19 protein-coding genes are annotated in these 18,205 nt (G+C 56.3%); 5 read left to right on the top strand and 14 right to left on the bottom strand.

Annotated elements, in window-relative coordinates; all coding sequences use genetic code 11:
* Positions 1-9: 9 nt before the first annotated feature.
* From rpsR to rpsF, 3 genes are read right to left on the bottom strand one after another with little or no spacing between them, the layout of a single operon-like run.
* Positions 10-237 (bottom strand): 30S ribosomal protein S18, encoded by a 228-nt coding sequence (gene rpsR / locus ELK40_RS02895; RefSeq protein ID WP_000135199.1) that lies wholly within the window; start codon positions 235-237, stop codon positions 10-12.
* Between the two features lie 4 nt (positions 238-241).
* Complete coding sequence (priB, locus tag ELK40_RS02890; protein WP_008502895.1) at positions 242-556, bottom strand: primosomal replication protein N; 315 nt, start codon at positions 554-556, stop codon at positions 242-244.
* 6 nt (positions 557-562) lie between these two features.
* Positions 563-958: a 30S ribosomal protein S6 gene (gene rpsF, locus ELK40_RS02885; protein ID WP_014068637.1), complete on the bottom strand. Its 396-nt coding sequence runs from the start codon at positions 956-958 to the stop codon at positions 563-565.
* A 341-nt stretch (positions 959-1,299) separates the two neighbouring features.
* Here rpsF and yjfY point away from each other — a divergent pair, with 341 nt between their 5' ends.
* Positions 1,300-1,575 (top strand): DUF1471 family protein YjfY, encoded by a 276-nt coding sequence (gene yjfY, locus ELK40_RS02880; protein ID WP_010427445.1) that lies wholly within the window; start codon positions 1,300-1,302, stop codon positions 1,573-1,575.
* 167 nt (positions 1,576-1,742) lie between these two features.
* Here the strand turns inward: yjfY and yjfP are convergent, their stop codons facing one another.
* Complete coding sequence (gene yjfP / locus ELK40_RS02875) at positions 1,743-2,465, bottom strand: esterase (protein ID WP_127729357.1); 723 nt, start codon at positions 2,463-2,465, stop codon at positions 1,743-1,745.
* Positions 2,466-2,602: 137 nt separating this feature from the next.
* Here yjfP and bsmA point away from each other — a divergent pair, with 137 nt between their 5' ends.
* The 3 genes from bsmA (at position 2,603) to ELK40_RS02860 (ending at position 5,460) form a co-directional block, all read left to right on the top strand.
* The gene (gene bsmA, locus ELK40_RS02870) at positions 2,603-2,932 is read left to right on the top strand and encodes a biofilm peroxide resistance protein BsmA (RefSeq protein WP_111965385.1); all 330 of its coding nucleotides are present in this window, start codon (positions 2,603-2,605) and stop codon (positions 2,930-2,932) included.
* A 148-nt stretch (positions 2,933-3,080) separates the two neighbouring features.
* A complete protein-coding gene (gene yjfN, locus ELK40_RS02865) occupies positions 3,081-3,356 on the top strand; it encodes a DUF1471 family protease activator YjfN (RefSeq protein WP_143344565.1) in 276 nt (91 codons plus the stop codon).
* Positions 3,357-3,528: 172 nt separating this feature from the next.
* On the top strand, positions 3,529-5,460 hold the full coding sequence (locus tag ELK40_RS02860) for a methyl-accepting chemotaxis protein (protein WP_127729355.1): 1,932 nt from the start codon (positions 3,529-3,531) through the stop codon (positions 5,458-5,460).
* On the opposite strand, the gene ELK40_RS02855 is transcribed toward ELK40_RS02860, so the two are convergent.
* Positions 5,457-7,079, bottom strand: a complete 1,623-nt coding sequence (locus ELK40_RS02855) for an isovaleryl-CoA dehydrogenase (RefSeq protein ID WP_127729353.1) — start codon at positions 7,077-7,079, stop codon at positions 5,457-5,459. The genes ELK40_RS02860 and ELK40_RS02855 overlap by 4 nt on opposite strands.
* A 194-nt stretch (positions 7,080-7,273) precedes the next feature.
* Here ELK40_RS02855 and ELK40_RS02850 point away from each other — a divergent pair, with 194 nt between their 5' ends.
* Positions 7,274-8,548 (top strand): MFS transporter, encoded by a 1,275-nt coding sequence (locus ELK40_RS02850; protein ID WP_115876624.1) that lies wholly within the window; start codon positions 7,274-7,276, stop codon positions 8,546-8,548.
* Positions 8,549-8,630: 82 nt separating this feature from the next.
* Here the strand turns inward: ELK40_RS02850 and rlmB are convergent, their stop codons facing one another.
* The 9 genes from rlmB to hfq form a co-directional block, all read right to left on the bottom strand.
* Complete coding sequence (gene rlmB, locus ELK40_RS02845; RefSeq protein ID WP_047364106.1) at positions 8,631-9,362, bottom strand: 23S rRNA (guanosine(2251)-2'-O)-methyltransferase RlmB; 732 nt, start codon at positions 9,360-9,362, stop codon at positions 8,631-8,633.
* A 66-nt stretch (positions 9,363-9,428) separates the two neighbouring features.
* Positions 9,429-11,870 (bottom strand): ribonuclease R, encoded by a 2,442-nt coding sequence (gene rnr, locus ELK40_RS02840; protein ID WP_127729351.1) that lies wholly within the window; start codon positions 11,868-11,870, stop codon positions 9,429-9,431.
* A gap of 38 nt (positions 11,871-11,908) precedes the next feature.
* Positions 11,909-12,334: a nitric oxide-sensing transcriptional repressor NsrR gene (gene nsrR, locus ELK40_RS02835; protein WP_010427492.1), complete on the bottom strand. Its 426-nt coding sequence runs from the start codon at positions 12,332-12,334 to the stop codon at positions 11,909-11,911.
* A gap of 192 nt (positions 12,335-12,526) precedes the next feature.
* The gene (locus ELK40_RS02830) at positions 12,527-13,825 is read right to left on the bottom strand and encodes an adenylosuccinate synthase (protein WP_006178975.1); all 1,299 of its coding nucleotides are present in this window, start codon (positions 13,823-13,825) and stop codon (positions 12,527-12,529) included.
* Between the two features lie 104 nt (positions 13,826-13,929).
* Complete coding sequence (locus tag ELK40_RS02825) at positions 13,930-14,127, bottom strand: DUF2065 domain-containing protein (RefSeq protein ID WP_003855996.1); 198 nt, start codon at positions 14,125-14,127, stop codon at positions 13,930-13,932.
* Between the two features lie 71 nt (positions 14,128-14,198).
* A complete protein-coding gene (hflC, locus tag ELK40_RS02820; RefSeq protein WP_111965392.1) occupies positions 14,199-15,203 on the bottom strand; it encodes a protease modulator HflC in 1,005 nt (334 codons plus the stop codon).
* A 2-nt stretch (positions 15,204-15,205) separates the two neighbouring features.
* Positions 15,206-16,462, bottom strand: a complete 1,257-nt coding sequence (hflK, locus tag ELK40_RS02815; protein ID WP_115876626.1) for an FtsH protease activity modulator HflK — start codon at positions 16,460-16,462, stop codon at positions 15,206-15,208.
* A 56-nt stretch (positions 16,463-16,518) separates the two neighbouring features.
* Positions 16,519-17,799 (bottom strand): ribosome rescue GTPase HflX, encoded by a 1,281-nt coding sequence (gene hflX, locus ELK40_RS02810; protein ID WP_023310136.1) that lies wholly within the window; start codon positions 17,797-17,799, stop codon positions 16,519-16,521.
* 74 nt (positions 17,800-17,873) lie between these two features.
* The gene (gene hfq, locus ELK40_RS02805; RefSeq protein ID WP_023334248.1) at positions 17,874-18,185 is read right to left on the bottom strand and encodes an RNA chaperone Hfq; all 312 of its coding nucleotides are present in this window, start codon (positions 18,183-18,185) and stop codon (positions 17,874-17,876) included.
* Between the last annotated feature and the right edge of the window lie 20 nt (positions 18,186-18,205).

The following is an 18,205-nucleotide window of genomic DNA, read 5'->3' as shown; positions in this document are numbered from 1 at the left end:
CGTGCCCGATTACTGATGACGATCAGTGTACGGCAGCAGGGACAGGTAGCGAGCGCGTTTGATAGCGCGAGCCAGCTGACGCTGGTATTTTGCACGAGTACCGGTGATACGGCTTGGGACAATCTTACCGCTTTCGGTGATGTAGTTTTTCAGCGTTGCGATATCTTTATAGTCGATCTCTTGAACGCCTTCCGCGGTGAAACGGCAGAACTTGCGACGACGGAAATAACGTGCCATATGGCTAGTCTCCAGAATCTATCAAATCAATCTGCTCGGCATGCAGAACCATTTTGCTCAGGCCGTTCTTTGCCTTGTGGCAAGAGATGAACCCCTGAACGATTACTGCGCTACCGACCGTTAAACTGTGAGTAATGGCCTGGTTTTCGTGTCCGCTAATAATAACGGGCATTTGGCACCACGCCTGCCGGTGAAACCCGGCTTCCTCTTGCACAGAACGATGCTCAAGCACGAACTGGCAATGCGGAATTCCTGATGGACTGACCTTTCGAAGGGGAGCCCTGCATACGATGCCGGACAACGCCAGACGGTTGGTCATCAGAAATTACTCTTCAGAATCCCCAGCATCAGAATCATCTGCGGTTTCGTTTGCGAAATCATCGCGACGCTCACGGCGCTCGTCTTTCGCTTTAACCATCGGAGATGCTTCGGTAACTGCGTTTTTGGTACGCATAACCATGCTGCGGATAACGGCATCGTTGAAGCGGAAGGTAGTTTCCAGCTCATCGATCACTTCCTGCGGCGCTTCAACGTTCATCAGAACGTAGTGTGCTTTGTGCAGTTTGTTGATCGGGTAAGCCAGCTGACGGCGGCCCCAGTCTTCCAGACGGTGGATCGTACCTTCTGCACCAGTGATGGCAGCAGAGTAACGCTCGATCATACCCGGAACCTGTTCGCTCTGGTCAGGATGGACCATAAAAACGATTTCGTAATGACGCATCGAATTGCTCCTTACGGATTATTCAGCCTCCTGTCTGGGTCAGCCGAGGCCCGGGGAGGCAAGGAACGTGTTAAAGGTCGGCTGAAAAATTGACGCGTCATAATACTTGCGCGCCCCTGGAAACTCAAGCTGATTGCACAAATAATTCGCACAAAGCGCGAAGCGGGTCTAAGTAGGTGATTTAAAATTGGTCACACCCGGAAGCGTTGTTTTTTTGAACAACTGCATCAGAAATGGTCACGCATCCCCGCCGGATGAGTGATTACACTTTAATCAGAGATCGCCTGAATTAAAGAAGGAGCATCCCCCCTCTCGCAGCACGTAGTCGTGGAGCGCATATCATGAAAAAAATCGCACTAGCCATAATGGCGGCGCTTTTGCTCAGTGCAAACGCGATGGCAGCCATCAAGATAGACAGCCGACAGGCCAGAAACATGGATGATGTGCAAAGCTTGGGCGTCATTTACATCAATCATAATTTCGCCACGGAAAGTGAAGCAGATCAGGCCCTAAACGAAGAAACCGATGCGCAGGGCGCAACCTATTACCACGTGATGTTAACCCGTGAGCCCGGCAGCAACGGCAACATGCACGCCAGTGCAGATATTTACCGATAACGCTTTAACGCTAGCACCAGGAAAGCCAACAACGAGAACATAGCCATAGTTGACGTTGCCCCCTGCCCGGGGGCTTTTTTTTGAGAAAGGCTCCGGAATACCATCGGCATAAGCCCCCCTGAGCTCCTCCAGAAGCTGGAAGATCAGGGAGTTAAGGTGCTGCGCATTTAAAGGTACTGGCGGAAAAATGCCACCGTGGCGTCCAGCGCCGCTGGCGTGATGCGGTGGCGGACGCCCGCTTCCCACAGACAGGTCAGATTACCGTCCAGGCCTGCATTTATTAACGCCTGCTGCAGACGGAAGGTTCCCTCGGGCGGGACCACATCATCTGCATCACCGTGCCATAGCAGCAATGGGCGATCGGCCACGCGCGGCAATGACCGGGACACATCCCACTCTTCGAGCGTCGCGGTGATTTCCGCTGAATCTTGAGGGGGAAAGAGCGTCTTCGCCAGCGACGTAAAATAACCCGAGCCCATCAGGCAGGCGACCGACTTCACTTCCGGATGATGCGTCATAATCCCCAGCGCCGTCATACCGCCCATCGACGCCCCGGCGACAGCCAGACGATTGTCGGCAACCAGGCCGGCCTCATAAAGCGCCTCGCGCACCCCGGCAAACTCGGTCAGACTCCCGTGCAGAATGTGCCAGAACTGCCCAAGCCGCGCCTGTTCATTGCCCGTAAAGCGAGCGCCGTGGTCAGGCGCATCCGGCATCACCACGCGAAAACCCGCCTGCGCCAGCGCAACCGCAAAATAACTGTAAACCAGCTTCGATGAGGTAAACCCGTGATAAAAAACCACAACAGGCAGCGGTTTATCACGTTTACCCGCAGGCATCGCGTGTAAAATTTCATGGTCGCCGAGGTGGCGTATTTCAATTTCAATCATTGTCGACCCTGTGCGAATGTATGATTCATAATGTTGAGAACTGGGTTACGCTTTCACGTCATTTTCATTCGAAATATACGTCCCAGATAACACTTCGGGAACATTCCCCCAAAACTAAATTCACAGACAACTACACTATGGCTATCAGGAAACGAGATATGGTTATGCGCAGGTTTGCTGCTTTAGTGCTGGTGTTTCTGCTCAGTGGCTGTAGCGCGCTGCAGGGAACGCCGCAACCCGCTCCACCGGTCGCCGATCATCCACAGGAGATTCGTCGTAATCAGACGGAAGGATTACAACGAATGGGCACGATTTCCGCGCTGGTTCGCGGCTCCCCGGATGACGCAGAAGCGGCAATAAAAGCACAGGCCGTCGCCGCCAAAGCAGATTATTACGTCATCATTATGATCGACGAAACCATCATAACGGGACAGTGGTATTCACAGGCCATTTTGTACCGTAAATAATGGTTTTCCTTTGAACGAGATTTACACTGCTTTGCGTCCATAGACATTTTCCTGTCCACAATAAACTCCATGCCCGCGTCAATGGAAGGGAGTTTATTCGCGAAGGATTGCCCGGCGGATACCGGAGATATGTGAAATGGAGCTGACGATGAAACGAACTCTTGCTTTGACCTCTCTGTTGCTCTCAGCAGGCCTGGTGAGCACCACCGCGCAGTCAGCAGAATTCGCCAGTGCTGACTGTGTGACTGGCCTGAATGAAATTGGCCAGATCTCCGTGAATAATATCTCGGGGAGCCCGCAGGACGTTGAACGCGTTGTGGCATTAAAGGCCGATGAGCAGGGTGCTTCATGGTATCGCATCATCCAGATGCAGGAAGATCACCACATCGACCACTGGCGAGTACAGGCCATTCTTTACGTGTAATATCCCTCCTGATAAAAGCCACTTATTTTTAGTGGCTTTTCGTTTTTGCAAATCTTTTATCTTATGAAAAACCAATCAATAACAAGAAAATAACATTTTGTTACATTAATTCAGTAAACGTAATCCCCGCTCTGCCGTTGAAGAACCATACCTTTTCAATGATGAGCAATTTATGATCAACGTTTTTCGCCGTGCAGGCTTGGGGGCAAAGCTGTCGCTGCTTACGGGCATCAGTGTCGCCACGCTGTTTCTGCTTTTCACTTTTCTGCTCAGTCAAAAAGCCAGCCAGCAGCTTGAAGCCCTCGCCGTCGAAGATCTGCATAATCAGTCTACAGGCATGGTCGACATGGTGCAGATGTTTAATACCAGCCTGAGCGAAGAAGTCGAAAGCTACACCAAACTGTTTACGACATTTCTGCCCCAGCCTTTTAGCGTCGATACTCAGCAGCCCCGGACCATTAACGGGCTCACCGTTCCCCTACTGAAAGGGGGAGACGCTGAACTCCATGAAAATACCTCTTTTTCCGATGATTTTCTGAGCCGTACGGGAGCAATCTCCACGCTGTTTGTACGCAGCGGTAACGACTTTGTTCGCGTCGCCACCTCCCTGCGCAAAGAGAACGGCGAGCGGGCGATGGGCACCGTGCTGGATACCGCCAGCCCGGCCTTTGCCGCCGTCAACAAAGGGGAAGTCTACCGTGGCCTGGCGCTGCTGTTTGGCAAACGCTATATCACCCAGTATCAGCCGGTTAAAAACGCCGATGGCCAGGTCATTGCGATCGTCTTTGTTGGCGTGGACATTACGCACTCCTGGAACGTCATGCGCGAGAAAATCCTCACCCGCCGCCTGGGCGAGAGCGGTCACTTCTTCGTGCTGGATCGCAGCAACGGCAAAACGCGCGGGCAATACCTGTTCCATGCCGGTGAAGAGGGACAGCTGCCGAAGTGGGACGGCGCGACGCAGCAACAGCTTTTGAGTGACAAGCCCGGCACGCTGGAACGCGTAAGCGACGACGGCCGCACGCTGAAAATGGCCTATACCCCGCTGCCAGGCTGGAACTGGACTATCGTCGGCGAAGTGGATAAATCGGTGCTGCTCTCAAGCGTTACCGCCATGCGCGATCGCTTCCTGCTGGCCGGCGTGGTCTTATCCATCCTGTTTGCTGGCCTGTTCGTGATTCTTATTCGCCGCGTGCTGACCCGACCGCTGCGCAATGTGATCCATCTTGCCCGGCAATATGCCGCAGGGGATCTCCGTTCCAGCCTGCCCGTGACGCGCCAGGACGAGGTCGGCCAGCTGATCGACGCCATCAACGGCATCGGCGGCGGCCTGCAAAAAATTGTCCTGCAGGTCCGCGAGGCCGCTGGCGAGATCCATTTGGGCACCAACGCGCTGGCCGCCGACACCGGCGAGATTTCAGAGCAGATCAACAAGCAGGCGAGCAGCGTGGAAGAGACCTCCGCCAGCATGGAGCAGCTGGCCGCCACCGTGCAGCAAAATGCCGCCAACATGGAGCAAACGCAGCAGCTGGTCGGTGAAACCTCGCTCGCGGTCCATCAGGGCGGTGAGACGGTCACCCACGCGGTGTCGACCATGGACGATATTCGCGAAGCGTCAAAACGCATCGAAGACATCACGCGCGTGATTGAATCCATCGCTTTCCAGACCAATATTCTGGCGCTGAATGCGGCAGTGGAAGCGGCCCGCGCGGGTGAGCACGGAAAAGGGTTTGCGGTAGTCGCGCAGGAAGTTCGCGCCCTGGCGGGACGCAGCGCTAACGCGGTGAAGGAGATTGAACAGCTGATTGGCGATACGCTCAGAAAAGTGAGTGAGGGCCATGCGCTGTCTGAAAAGACCCGCCTGGCGATGGATGACATCATCATTCATATCGATAACATCAGCCAGCTGGTCACCGAGATTAACCATGCCTCACGCGAGCAGTCCGCAGGGATTGGCCAGGTTAATCTCGCCATGACCCACATTGGCGAAGCGTCGCATATCAATGCGGATCGCATCTCACGCAGCGAACAAACGGCTCAAACGCTGCGCGAGAAGGGATCACATCTGGCCCAGCTGGTGAGTCTGTTCCAGCTAAAAGGCTAGCCAACTCTGCCCGTCGCACGCAGCAGCAGGTCGCTTTGCACCTGCTCGCTCATCAGCGTGCCGCCACGGGTATCGAGCATCATGCGGCACCACGCCTGCGCCACCGGAGGCGACGCGTGCCGCAGCATTTCGCTCCCGGCACCCAGCAGGAAAAGCTGCTGCGCGATCTCCCGCCCCTGCGCCTCCTGCGGTTTACGCAGTTTTTGCTGAAGCTGTCGCCAGCTGCGGTCGAAGTGTCTGTCCTGCCCTTTTACCTGTGCAAACTCATCGGCAAGCAGATCGTGAATCCCCGGCTGCTTCGCCAGCACGCGCAGCACGTCCAGGCACATGATGTTGCCGGACCCTTCCCAGATGCTGTTCACCGGCATCTCGCGATACAGGCGGGGAAGTTCGCTCTCCTCGCAGTACCCGACTCCGCCCAGCACCTCCATCGCTTCAGCGACAAACGGGATGCCCGCTTTGCACACGCTAAACTTCGCGGCCGGGGTAAACAGCCGCGCCCATGCCGCCTCCTGCGGATCCGTGCGTTTATCCCACGCCCGCGCCAGGCGAAACAGCAGCGCCGTTTGCCCCTCCAGCACCAGCGCCATCCGGCTTAGCACTTCGCGCATGAGCGGCTGATCGATAAGATTTTTGCCGAAGGTCTGGCGCTGATGCGCATGGTACAGCGCCACGGACAGCGCCCGACGCATCAGTCCGTGGCTGCCCAGCGCGCAGTCAAAGCGCGTCAGACCGCCCATTTTGAGGATCTGCCGTACCCCTTCGCCCTCTTCCCCCAGAAGCCAGCCGGAGGCATCGAGGAACTCCGCCTCGCTGCTGGCGTTGGAGCGGTTCCCGAGCTTGTCCTTGAGGCGCTCCAGCCGGACGGCGTTGCGCTGTCCGTCAGGCAAAAAGCGCGGCACAAAAAAGCAGGACAGCCCGCCCTTCGCCTGGGCCAGCACCAGATGCGCATCGCTTTGCGGGACGGAGAAAAACCATTTATGCCCCACCAGCCTGTAGCTGCCGTCGCTGCATTTTTCCGCTTTGGTGGTGTTGCTCAGCACGTCCGAGCCGCCCTGCTTTTCCGTCATCCCCATACCAATCAGCAGGCCGCGCTTTTGCGCGCCGGGGGCCAGATGCGGATCGTAGCGATCGCTGAGCAGCGGCGTCAGCCAGTCGTGAAATATTTTGGGAAGCGCCTGCTGCAGGAGCGGCGTGGCGGCAAACGTCATGGTGACCGGACAAAGCGTGCCCGCTTCCACCTGAGCATGAAGCACAAAGCGTGCGGCCCGCGCGACAAACGTCCCTTTACGCGCCTCCTCTTCCCACGCCAAGTTATGCACCCGATTGGCACACAGCCCCTGCATCAGCAGGTGCCACGCCGGGTGAAAGCGAACGTCATCCAGGCGCTCTCCGGTGGCGTCATAGCGAAGCAACTCCGGCGGATTCACGTTCGCCAGCCTGCCCAGCTCCAGCGACTCTGCGGTACCTAACTGCTGCCCGATGCTGGCGAGCAGCTCAACATCCCACTCGGCCCCCTCGCGCGAAACTGCGTCACGCAGCGCGCAGTCCGAAAGGAAAAGGTTGCTGTTGGAAAGCGGTGCGGGTTGATTGAAAACGGTATGGGTCTGCCAGTGCATACTGTCTCCCTCCTTCAGTGGCAATGACGATAAGTATGGACAGACCGCGCACGCGCTGCATGGGAGGGGAGTCACACGTTCACGATCCCGCTGATATCATTCGTGAAATAGCTCACAGAACATAAGAATAAACTATTTCATGACTTCGCTTTTGTTGAATAATTTATTCTCTCCCCCTTTCAGTGAGGAAAGTTATGCAACCGGATGCGCACAAGCGAGCATTAATTGCCGGCTCCATTGGTAACTTTATCGAGTGGTATGAGTTTGCGGTCTACGGTTTTCTGGCGACCGTCATTGCGAAGAACTTCTTCCAGCTTGAAGGGGAAGCTGGACTCACCAGCCTGATCCTCACCTACGCCTCATTCGCCATCGCCTTCTTCTTCCGTCCGCTGGGCGCGGTGGTGTTTGGACGTATCGGCGACCGAATTGGCCGTAAGCCGACGCTCATTATTGTTCTGGTGCTCATGACGCTGGCCACCGCCGCCATCGGCATTGTGCCGGTCTATGCCAGCATCGGGATTGCCGCACCGCTGATCGTTACGCTGCTTCGCATCCTGCAGGGACTGTTCGCCGGCGGCGAGTACGGTGGTGCGGTCTCGCTGATGACGGAGTTCGCCCCGCGCGGCAGGCGCGGCCTCTACGGCGCGTGGCAGTCCTTTACCGTGGCGCTGGGCTTGTTAGCGGGCGCAGGCATCGTGGCGCTGCTCTCCGCCCTCCTCACGCCTGAAGCCCTGCACGACTGGGGCTGGCGCATTCCTTTCTTCCTGGCGCTGCCCATGGGCGCTGTTGCGCTGTGGCTTCGCGTCAGCATGGAGGAGACGCCCAGCTTTGTGCAGCAGCAGGACAAACCGGCTGTCGCTCAGGCGGATATTGCCGCCACGCTCAGGGCCATCGTGATGGGGATTGGGCGCGTAATGGTCTGGTCTGCGGCGGGTTACACTTACCTGGTGATTATGCCGACCTATCTCCAGTCGGCGCTACACACCGGGTTTAACCAGGCGCTGCTGATCGCGGTGATTTCGAACGTTGGGTTTGCTCTGACCATCATTCCGTCGGGGATCCTGAGCGATAGGATCGGGCGTCGCACGGTGATGATTATCGCCACCGCGCTGCTGCTGATCCTCGCCCTGCCGCTGCTGAAACTTCTGCAGGCGGAGTCCAGCACGCTGGCGGTGAAAGCGATAGTGGTATTAATTGCGGGCGGTCTGGTGGGCATGCTGGCGGGGCCGGGCCCGGCAATGCTCTCTGAGATGTTCCCGACGCGCGTGCGCTATACGGGCCTGGGGCTGGCCTACTCGTTATCGAACGCGATTTTCTCGGGATGTGCAGGGTTAATCATTACCGGGCTGATTAAGCAGACGGGCAACCTGGATATTCCGGCGTACTACGTGATGGCAACGGCGGTGGTGAGTATTTTCGCACTAATGACGCTGAGGAAGGATGACCATTTGCGGTCGTTAGAGGAGTGAGGCTGTTTTGCCGGGTGGCGGCTTCGCCTTACCCGGCCTACAAAACCGTAGGCCCGGTAAGCGAAGCAACACCGTGCGAAAATCAGCTACGCTGACGCACCGCTTCAAACAGGCAGATGCCCGTCGCAACGGAAACGTTCAGAGACGACACGCTGCCCGCCATCGGGATACTGATCAGCTCGTCGCAGTGCTCGCGGGTCAGACGACGCATGCCTTCGCCTTCCGCCCCCATCACCAGCGCCAGACGGCCGGTCATTTTGCTCTGGTACAGAGTATGATCCGCTTCACCGGCAGTCCCGACGATCCAGATGTTCTCTTCCTGCAGCAGACGCATGGTGCGCGCCAGGTTGGTCACGCGGATCAGCGGAACGTTTTCCGCCGCGCCGCAGGCTACCTTCTTCGCCGTCGCGTTCAGCTGCGCGGAGCGATCTTTCGGCACGATCACCGCATGCACGCCCGCCGCATCCGCGCTGCGCAGACACGCGCCGAGGTTGTGCGGATCGGTCACGCCATCGAGGATCAGGAAGAACGGATTCTCCAGCTCGGCAATCAGATCCGGCAGATCGTTTTCCTGATACTGACGGCCCGGCTTCACGCGGGCAATAATGCCCTGGTGAACCGCGCCTTCACTTTTTTCATCCAGGAACTGGCGATTCGCCAGTTGGATCACCACGCCCTGCGCTTCCAGGGCATGGATCAGCGGCATCAGACGCTTATCTTCACGCCCTTTCAGAATAAACACTTCCTGAAAACGCTCCGGTGCGCGCTCGAGAAGGGCCTGCACCGCGTGGATGCCGTAAATCATTTCACTCATTGATGGTTCTCGTAATAAGTATTTCCCCTCCCCCCGTTGGGGAGAGGGTCAGGATGAGGGGAGATTTTACTCCGCCTTCTTTTTCTTGGCCGCGCGCTTCGCTTTGGTGGCAGCCGCTATTTTCTGTGTCTTCGCGGAAGGTTTCTTCGCTGAACGGGCTTCTTTCTTCGCCGCCTTCGGCTTCTGCTTCTTCTCACCGCGGAACGCGCTGTCCGGCTCGAAGTTCACCTTCTTACCGGCCTGACGGCGCTTGCCGCTCGTTTTGCCGTTTCCGCCTTTTTTCGCTCTTTCGCGTTCGGTTTTACCGACGTTACGCGGGGCGCGCTCGCTGGAGATCAGGCTGAAGTCGATTTTACGGTCGTCCATATTCACGGCCTCAACCTTCACTTCCACACGGTCGCCCAGACGATAGGTCTGGCCGCCAGATTCGCCAATCAGACGCTGGCCGACCTGGTCGAAGCGGTAGTAGTCATTATCCAGGCTGGAGACGTGCACCAGACCGTCGATGAACAGCTCGTCCAGACGAACGAAGAAGCCAAAGCCGGTCACGCTGGCAATCACACCTTTGAAGACGTTACCGACCTGGTCCAGCATAAAGTCACACTTCAGCCAGTCCGCCACGTCGCGGGTGGCTTCATCGGCACGGCGTTCGGTCATGGAGCAGTGCTGACCCAGCTGCAGCATCTCTTCCATCGAATAGTGGTAGCCACCGGTTTCGGTGGTGTTCCCTTTATGTCCCTGCTCCTGCGCCAGCAGATACTTGATCGCACGGTGCAGAGAGAGGTCAGGGTAACGACGGATCGGCGACGTAAAGTGGGCGTAAGACTGCAGCGCCAGGCCGAAGTGACCGCGGTTTTCCGGATCGTAAATCGCCTGCTTCATTGAGCGCAGCAGCATCGTCTGCAGCATTTCTGCATCAGGACGATCGCTAATGGATTCCAGCAGCTCGGCGTAGTCGCGCGGCTCTGGCTTGTTGCCGCCCGGCAGCTCCAGGCCCAGTTCAGCCAGCACGGAGCGGAACGCGGTGATGGCTTCCGTCGACGGTTTATCGTGGATACGGAACAGCGCAGGCTCTTTGGCTTTCTCAACGAATCGTGCCGCCGAGATGTTCGCCAGAATCATACACTCTTCGATCAGCTTGTGCGCATCATTACGCTGGGTCTGTTCGATACGCTCAATGCGGCGCTCGGCGTTGAAGATAAATTTCGCTTCTTCACTCTCAAACGAGATCCCGCCGCGCTCTTCGCGCGCCTGATCCAGCGTTTTGTAGAGGTTATGCAGCTCTTCGATGTGTTTGACCAGCGGCGCGTACTGTTCGCGCAGATCCTGGTCGCCCTGCAGCATATGCCAGACCTTGGTATAGGTCAGACGCGCGTGCGAGCTCATCACCGCTTCGTAGAACTTGTAGCCGGTTAAGCGCCCTTTGGTGGAGATGGTCATCTCGCAAACCATACAGAGGCGATCAACCTGCGGGTTCAGGGAACACAGGCCGTTAGAGAGCACTTCCGGCAGCATCGGCACGACCTGGGACGGGAAGTAGACCGAGGTACCGCGGCTGCGGGCTTCGTTATCCAGCGGGGTGTGCGGACGGACGTAATAGCTTACGTCTGCAATAGCGACCCACAGACGCCAGCCGCCGCCGCGTTTTTTCTCGCAGTAGACGGCGTCATCGAAGTCGCGGGCGTCTTCACCGTCGATCGTAACCAGCGGCAGGGAGCGGAGATCCACGCGGCCCACTTTGGATTCTTCCGGCACTTCTTCACGCAGGCTTTCGATCTGCTCTTCAACCGCTTTCGGCCAGATGTACGGAATTTCGTGGGTGCGCAGCGCCATATCAACGGCCATGCCGGTGCCCATATTATCGCCCAGCACTTCGACGATTTTACCTACCGCTTTGGTGCGACGGGTTGGGCGCTGGGTAAGTTCCACCACCACCACAAAGCCCATGCGGGCGCCCATCACTTCTTCAGGTGGGATCAGGATGTCGAAGCTCAGACGGCTGTCGTCCGGCACCACGAACCCAACGCCCGCGTCGGTAAAGTAGCGGCCGACAATCTGGCTGGTTTTTGGCACCAGAACGCGCACGACGCGCGCTTCTCGGCGACCTTTACGGTCGGCGCCCAGCGGCTGTGCCAGGATCTGGTCGCCGTGGATGCACATTTTCATCTGTTCAGATGAGAGATACAGATCGTCTTTACGGCCTTCCACGCGCAGGAAGCCGAAGCCATCGCGGTGACCAATGACGGTCCCTTTCAGCAGATCGAGGCGTTCCGGCAGCGCGTAGCACTGGCGGCGAGTAAAGACCAGTTGCCCGTCGCGCTCCATCGCGCGCAGGCGGCGGCGAAGAGCTTCAATCTGCTCTTCACCTTCAATATTTAATTCAACGGCAAGTTCTTCACGATTGGCGGGTTTTTCGCGTTTTGTTAAGTGTTCAATGATGAACTCGCGGCTGGGGATAGGATTCGCGTATTTTTCGGCTTCGCGTTCCTGGAAAGGATCGTGTGACATGTCGGTTCCTCCGTTGTCAGCTCCGGTGGAAATTTTCTTCATTCCACCAGCAATAATTTATAAAGCGGTTGATTCTCTTCAACCAAATCGGCCAGCGTGTAGTTATCCAGTTCCATGAGAAAACTTTGCACGGCCTTAGAAAGCGCCTGTTTCAGGCGGCAAGCGGGCGTGATGTGGCAGAACTCGCTGCTGCAGTTCACCAGAGACAGCGGCTCCAGTTCACGTACCACATCGCCAACACGAATACTCTGTGCCGGTTTACCGAGACGGATCCCACCATTCTTCCCGCGGACGGCAGCAACGTATCCGGCACGACTAAGTTGATTGATTATTTTGACCATATGATTACGGGATACGCCGTAGACCTCTGTAACTTCAGAGATACTGGTCATCTTCCCATCGGGTAACGACGCCATGTAAATCAGCGCACGTAAGCCGTAATCGGTGAAACTTGTTAACTGCACATCAACCTCAGGAAAAAGGGAAATCGCGGACAAACCGCAGAGATATTCATTAATGATGATAAACCAGCCAGATAGTTAGCGGCTAATTTATTTGACAGACGGGGCGAAAAAGCGGAGATCCAGGAGCGGTCGCCGGATGGCGCTACGCTTATCCGGCCTACGGGTCTCCCCGCAGGCCAGCAGTCACGAAGATTATGCGTCGAACGGGTCGCGCAGGATCATCGTTTCAGTACGATCCGGGCCGGTAGAAATAATATCGATCGGCACTTCGGTCAGTTCTTCAATGCGCTTGATGTAATCCAGCGCCGCCTGCGGCAGGCCGCTACGCTCTTTCACACCGAAGGTGGTCTCAGACCAGCCCGGCATGGTTTCGTAGATTGGCTCAATGCCTTCCCAGTCGTCAGCAGCCAGCGGAGTGGTGGTCACTTCGCGGCCATCTGGCATACGGTAGCCGACGCAGATTTTCACTTCTTTCAGGCCGTCCAGTACGTCCAGCTTGGTCAGGCAGAAGCCAGACAGGGAGTTGATCTGCACAGCACGACGCACTGCAACCGCATCCAGCCAGCCGGTACGACGACGGCGACCGGTGGTCGCGCCAAACTCGTTACCCTGCTTGCACAGGAACTCGCCGGTTTCATCAAACAGTTCGGTCGGGAATGGACCCGCACCCACGCGAGTGGAGTACGCTTTGATGATGCCCAGGACGTAATCCACATAACGTGGACCCAGGCCAGAGCCGGTCGCCACGCCACCCGCGGTGGTGTTAGAGGAGGTGACGTACGGATAGGTACCGTGGTCGATGTCCAGCAGCGTACCCTGCGCACCTTCGAACATGACGAAATCGCCACGCTTGCGCGCCTGGTCCAGCAGATCGGACACATCAACAACCATACCGGTCAGAATGTCTGCAATCGCCATGACGTCATCCAGCACTTTCTGGTAGTCAACAGCGTCAGCTTTATAGAAGTTCACCAGCTGGAAGTTGTGATATTCCATCACTTCTTTCAGTTTTTCAGCGAAGGTCGCTTTGTCGAAGAGGTCGCCCACGCGCAGACCGCGGCGTGCAACTTTATCTTCGTAAGCCGGGCCGATACCACGACCGGTGGTGCCGATCGCTTTCGCGCCACGCGCTTTCTCACGCGCTACGTCCAGCGCCACGTGATAATCCAGGATCAGCGGGCAGGCTTCGGAGAGCAGCAGACGCTCACGAACAGGGATACCACGGTCTTCCAGACCTTTCATCTCTTTCATCAGCGCCGCTGGAGACAGCACAACGCCGTTACCGATGATGCTGGTGACGTTTTCGCGAAGAATGCCTGATGGAATAAGATGGAGGACGGTTTTTTCACCGTTGATTACGAGAGTATGGCCTGCGTTGTGACCGCCCTGGTAGCGCACAACATATTTAGCCCGTTCAGTCAGAAGATCAACAATCTTCCCTTTACCTTCGTCACCCCATTGGGTGCCCAGTACGACGACGTTGTTACCCATTTTTTTCAAAATCACCGTTTGCTTAAAAATGGATTCTACCATCGCTTTTTCAGATATACAGCACTTTTTGACCTCAAAATACGCCGATTGCGCCTACTTTTTGATCAGCCAATCGTTTTCCTCAACATGTAGTAGATCACGATGCCCGCAACCACAAGACCGCCGCCAAAACGACGTAAAATATTATCCGGCAGTTGGCTCATGGTGGCGATCATTCGACGCCAGGCGCGTGGATAGAGCATCGGTCCCAGGCCTTCAAGCACCAGGACCAGGGCCAGCGCGAGCCAGATCGTTGAATTCATTTTTGTTCCTTATAAAAGAAAACCACCGCTCCGTTGAGAGCGGTGGTTTGAATACTCAAACGAGCCTGAGTTTATCGCGTTGCGTTAGTCGGCGTCTTCATATAACGGAAGAAATCGCTGTCCGGGCTAAGCACCATCACATCCTGGCTGCTCTGGAAGCTATTCTCGTAGGCACGCAGGCTACGGATAAAGGCATAGAAGTCAGGATCCTGGCTGAAGGCATCAGCAAACAGCTTCGCGGCTTCCGCATCACCTTCACCGCGCAGGATACGGCCCTGGCGCTCAGATTCCGCCAGCGTCTTGGTGACTTCGTAGTCTGCTGCAGCACGCAGCTTCTCAGCCTCTTCCTGGCCCTGTGAACGGTGACGACGGGCTACCGCTTCACGCTCGGCGCGCATACGGTTGTAAATCGCCTCGGACACTTCCACCGGCAGGTTGATCTGCTTGATACGCACGTCAACGACTTCGATACCCAGTGCAGCCATACTGTTCGGATTGATCACCGGCACTTTACCGTTGGTTTCCGCCTGAACACGTTCAGCCGCTTTGGCAATCGCATCGTCTGCTGCCGGCGTTGAAACTTCATCTTCAGTGCCCGCTGTGCCGGAGTTTAGCGCATCGCGAACTTCCAGGGTCAGACGACCACGGGAGTCGGTCACGATGTCTTTCACATCCAGACGACCAATCTCAGAACGCAGACGGTCAGAGAACTTACGTTTCAGTAGCACTTCTGCCTGAGAAACGTCACCGCCGCCCGTTGCCAGGAAGTAACGGCTGAAATCGCTGATGCGCCATTTGATATAGGAATCAACGATCAGGTCTTTCTTCTCTTTGGTCACAAAACGATCTGCCTGGTTATCCATGGTCTGGATACGCGCATCAAGCGTTTTTACGGACTGAATGAACGGCACCTTGAAGTGCAGACCCGGCTCGTAAATCACCGGGCGTTTGTCGCCATCACGCACGACGCTGCTGAACTGGAACTTGATCCCACGCTCGCCCTCTTTCACCACAAAGATCGAGGTATAAAGCACGACCAGTACGATGACGATGATCGCAATAACTGACTTACGCATCCTTATTCCCCCTGACGCTGGTAGTCGTTACGCTGCGCGTTAGCACGGCGTTGGTCCATAATGTCACCATCGTTCGAAGAAGGCGTTGTGTTCGTGCTGGCGCTGCCTGTTGAGGCTGGCGGCAGACGCAGCAGGTTGTTCGCTCCGCTGGTATCTTTTGCTGCCGGTGCAGAACTGCCCTTCAGCATCTGATCCAGCGGCAGCACCATCAGGTTTCCGCCTTTACTATCGTTAACCAACACTTTGCGGGTGTGGCTCAGCACTTTTTCCATGGTCTCGATATAGAGACGCTCACGGGTAATTTCCGGCGCCGCTTTGTATTCAGGCAGGATCTTCGCAAAGCGAGCCACTTCACCCTGTGCTTCCAGGATGGTCTGGGTCTTATACGCGCGCGCTTCTTCCAGAATACGCTGCGCCTGACCGTTAGCGCGTGGCTGAACTTCGTTGGTGTACGCTTCTGCTTCACGGATGTATTGCTGTTCGTTTTCACGGGCAGCAATCGCATCGTCAAATGCGGCTTTCACCTCTTCCGGCGGACGCGCAGCCTGGAAGTTGACGTCCAGCAGGGTGATACCCATGTTGTACGGACGAATGGTCTCTTCCAGCTCGCGCTGGGTATCGCTACGAATAACGGTACGACCTTCGGTCAGGATACGGTCCATGGTGTATTTTCCGATGACACCACGCAGGGCGCTGTCAGTCGCCTGACGCAGGCTGTCATCGGCGCTGGTCACGCTAAATAGATAACGCTCAGGATCGGTCACGCGGTACTGCACGTTCATCTCAACGCGCACCACGTTTTCGTCAGAGGTCAGCATCACGCCGGAGGCGGCCAGTTCACGGACGGATTCCACGTTTACCGCGGTCACGTCGTCAATGAAGGTTGGCTTCCAGTTCAGACCCGGCTCAACCAGATGGCTGAACTTACCGAAACGGGTGACTACGCCGCGTTCTGCTTCTTTAATGGTGTAGAACCCGCTGGCTGCCCAGATGATGACTACCGCAGCGGCCACGATGCCCACTACGCGGCCACCCATTGGCGGGCGCGTACTCTGAGTGGAATTGCCACCCGAGCCAGAACTTTTTCCTCCGCCAAGGCCACCAAGCTTCTTGCTCAGTTTGCGGAAGATATCATCCAGATCCGGCGGCCCCTGCTCGCGACCACCTTTGTTGCCATTTCCCTCAGAGTTGCCGCCAGGTTTGCTGCTTCCCCACGGGTCGCGGTCTTGTCCGTTATTACCGGGCTGATTCCACGCCATGTATATGCTCCATATTTGTTATGCAAGGGCGAATTATTCAGGCATCCCCTTTCTGATCAGACGATATAGTCGACCAGCGCAGGTTCTTGTTTACAGAGGCGACGCCAGTCAACGATCGGCATACGCACCTGCATCCCCACGCTGCCGTCATCCTCCATCCACTCTTTTTCTATCGCCTGAAGCTGATAAAACCGGCTGCGCAGCCTGCCTTCCTGTGGCGGCAGTCGCAGCGTGTGCTGAGCTACCTCACCGGAAAGACGTTCTGTCAAAGCCTGGAAAAGCAGTGGCACACCAATACCGGTCTGGGCAGAAAGCCAGACCCGAATTGGTTTGTTTTCTTCATCTCTGTCGATACGCGGTTCGAAATCGTCCAGCATATCGATCTTGTTCATGACCAACAGCGTTGGGATCTCGTGAGCATCGATCTCTTCGAGCACCACATTCACCGCGTCAATGTTCTCCTGCACGCGCACGTCTGCTGCATCAATCACGTGCAGCAGCAGAGTCGCCTGTCGCGTCTCCTGCAGGGTGGCTTTAAACGCCGCCACAAGGTCATGCGGCAGGTGGCGAATAAAACCTACGGTATCCGCCAGCACCGTTTCACCGACGTCTGCAACGTCAATACGGCGCAGCGTAGGGTCCAGGGTCGCAAACAGCTGGTCTGCGGCATACACCTGGGCCTCAGTTATCTGGTTAAACAGGGTGGATTTACCGGCGTTGGTATAGCCCACCAGCGACACCGTCGGGATGTCGGCTTTGGTGCGCGCCCGACGCCCCTGTTCACGCTGTTTCTCTACACGTTCCAGACGTGAGAGGATCTGGGTAATTCGGCCACGCAGTAAACGACGGTCGGTTTCGAGCTGGGTTTCACCCGGACCGCGCAAACCAATCCCGCCTTTTTGTCTTTCAAGGTGTGTCCAGCCACGCACCAGACGCGTTGCCAGATGGCGCAGCTGCGCCAGCTCAACCTGCAGTTTCCCTTCATGGGTACGTGCACGCTGAGCAAAAATATCTAAAATCAAACCCGTGCGATCGATAACACGGCATTCGCAAAGGGCTTCCAGGTTGCGCTCCTGGGCTGGAGACAGCGCATGATCAAACAACACGACTGACGCGCCGGTTGCTTTTACGGCATCCGCAATTTCGACTGCTTTACCTTCACCAACAAAATACTTTGGGTGCGGCGCTTTACGGCTACCGGTAATCACCTGCATTGCTTCGACACCGGCGGAAGAGACCAGAGATTCAAACTCCTGGAGGTCTTCCATATCTTTGTCTTGCGAAAAATAGATGTGTACCAGCACCGCCTGCTCACCGGCATCATAACGGTCAAACAAGCGTAAACCTCTCTAAAAAGATCAGCGGGGAACGCAGGATCCCTGGCTCCCCGTGTGGATAACAGTGCGAAACCTTATTCGGTCTCGTCGCTGTCCTGCGCCGGCGTTGAAGAACCCTGCGCGCTGCTGCCATGATGGTAGTTACTACCAGTGCCGCCGCCAGCGTTATTGCTGTGATGAGATACCGGACGGGACGGAACAACAGTAGAAATAGCGTGCTTGTAGACCATCTGACTGACCGTGTTTTTCAACAGAATCACAAACTGATCGAAAGACTCAATCTGACCTTGCAGCTTAATACCATTCACCAAATAAATAGAAACTGGAACACGTTCCCGACGCAATGCGTTCAGGAACGGATCTTGTAAAGATTGCCCCTTAGCCATTCTATCTTTTCCTTATATGC

The sequence above is a fragment of the Enterobacter sp. N18-03635 genome, assembly GCF_004006055.1.
In the GTDB taxonomy this organism is placed as follows: Bacteria; Pseudomonadota; Gammaproteobacteria; order Enterobacterales; family Enterobacteriaceae; genus Enterobacter; species Enterobacter vonholyi.
The sequence above is the reverse complement of the archived record's forward strand: the minus strand, read 5'-3'. Positions and strand labels throughout refer to the sequence as shown.

Coding starts and splice junctions, on each gene's coding strand:
- ELK40_RS02850 (WP_115876624.1), top strand. CDS start 7,274: ATGCAACCGGATGCGCACAAGCGAGCATTAATTGCCGGCTCCATTGGT.
- ELK40_RS02855 (WP_127729353.1), bottom strand. CDS start 7,079: ATGCACTGGCAGACCCATACCGTTTTCAATCAACCCGCACCGCTTTCC.
- ELK40_RS02825 (WP_003855996.1), bottom strand. CDS start 14,127: ATGAATTCAACGATCTGGCTCGCGCTGGCCCTGGTCCTGGTGCTTGAA.
- rpsR (WP_000135199.1), bottom strand. CDS start 237: ATGGCACGTTATTTCCGTCGTCGCAAGTTCTGCCGTTTCACCGCGGAA.
- yjfY (WP_010427445.1), top strand. CDS start 1,300: ATGAAAAAAATCGCACTAGCCATAATGGCGGCGCTTTTGCTCAGTGCA.
- priB (WP_008502895.1), bottom strand. CDS start 556: ATGACCAACCGTCTGGCGTTGTCCGGCATCGTATGCAGGGCTCCCCTT.
- hflK (WP_115876626.1), bottom strand. CDS start 16,462: ATGGCGTGGAATCAGCCCGGTAATAACGGACAAGACCGCGACCCGTGG.
- hflC (WP_111965392.1), bottom strand. CDS start 15,203: ATGCGTAAGTCAGTTATTGCGATCATCGTCATCGTACTGGTCGTGCTT.
- yjfP (WP_127729357.1), bottom strand. CDS start 2,465: ATGATTGAAATTGAAATACGCCACCTCGGCGACCATGAAATTTTACAC.
- rpsF (WP_014068637.1), bottom strand. CDS start 958: ATGCGTCATTACGAAATCGTTTTTATGGTCCATCCTGACCAGAGCGAA.
- ELK40_RS02860 (WP_127729355.1), top strand. CDS start 3,529: ATGATCAACGTTTTTCGCCGTGCAGGCTTGGGGGCAAAGCTGTCGCTG.
- hfq (WP_023334248.1), bottom strand. CDS start 18,185: ATGGCTAAGGGGCAATCTTTACAAGATCCGTTCCTGAACGCATTGCGT.
- rlmB (WP_047364106.1), bottom strand. CDS start 9,362: ATGAGTGAAATGATTTACGGCATCCACGCGGTGCAGGCCCTTCTCGAG.
- bsmA (WP_111965385.1), top strand. CDS start 2,603: ATGGCTATCAGGAAACGAGATATGGTTATGCGCAGGTTTGCTGCTTTA.
- yjfN (WP_143344565.1), top strand. CDS start 3,081: ATGAAACGAACTCTTGCTTTGACCTCTCTGTTGCTCTCAGCAGGCCTG.
- ELK40_RS02830 (WP_006178975.1), bottom strand. CDS start 13,825: ATGGGTAACAACGTCGTCGTACTGGGCACCCAATGGGGTGACGAAGGT.
- rnr (WP_127729351.1), bottom strand. CDS start 11,870: ATGTCACACGATCCTTTCCAGGAACGCGAAGCCGAAAAATACGCGAAT.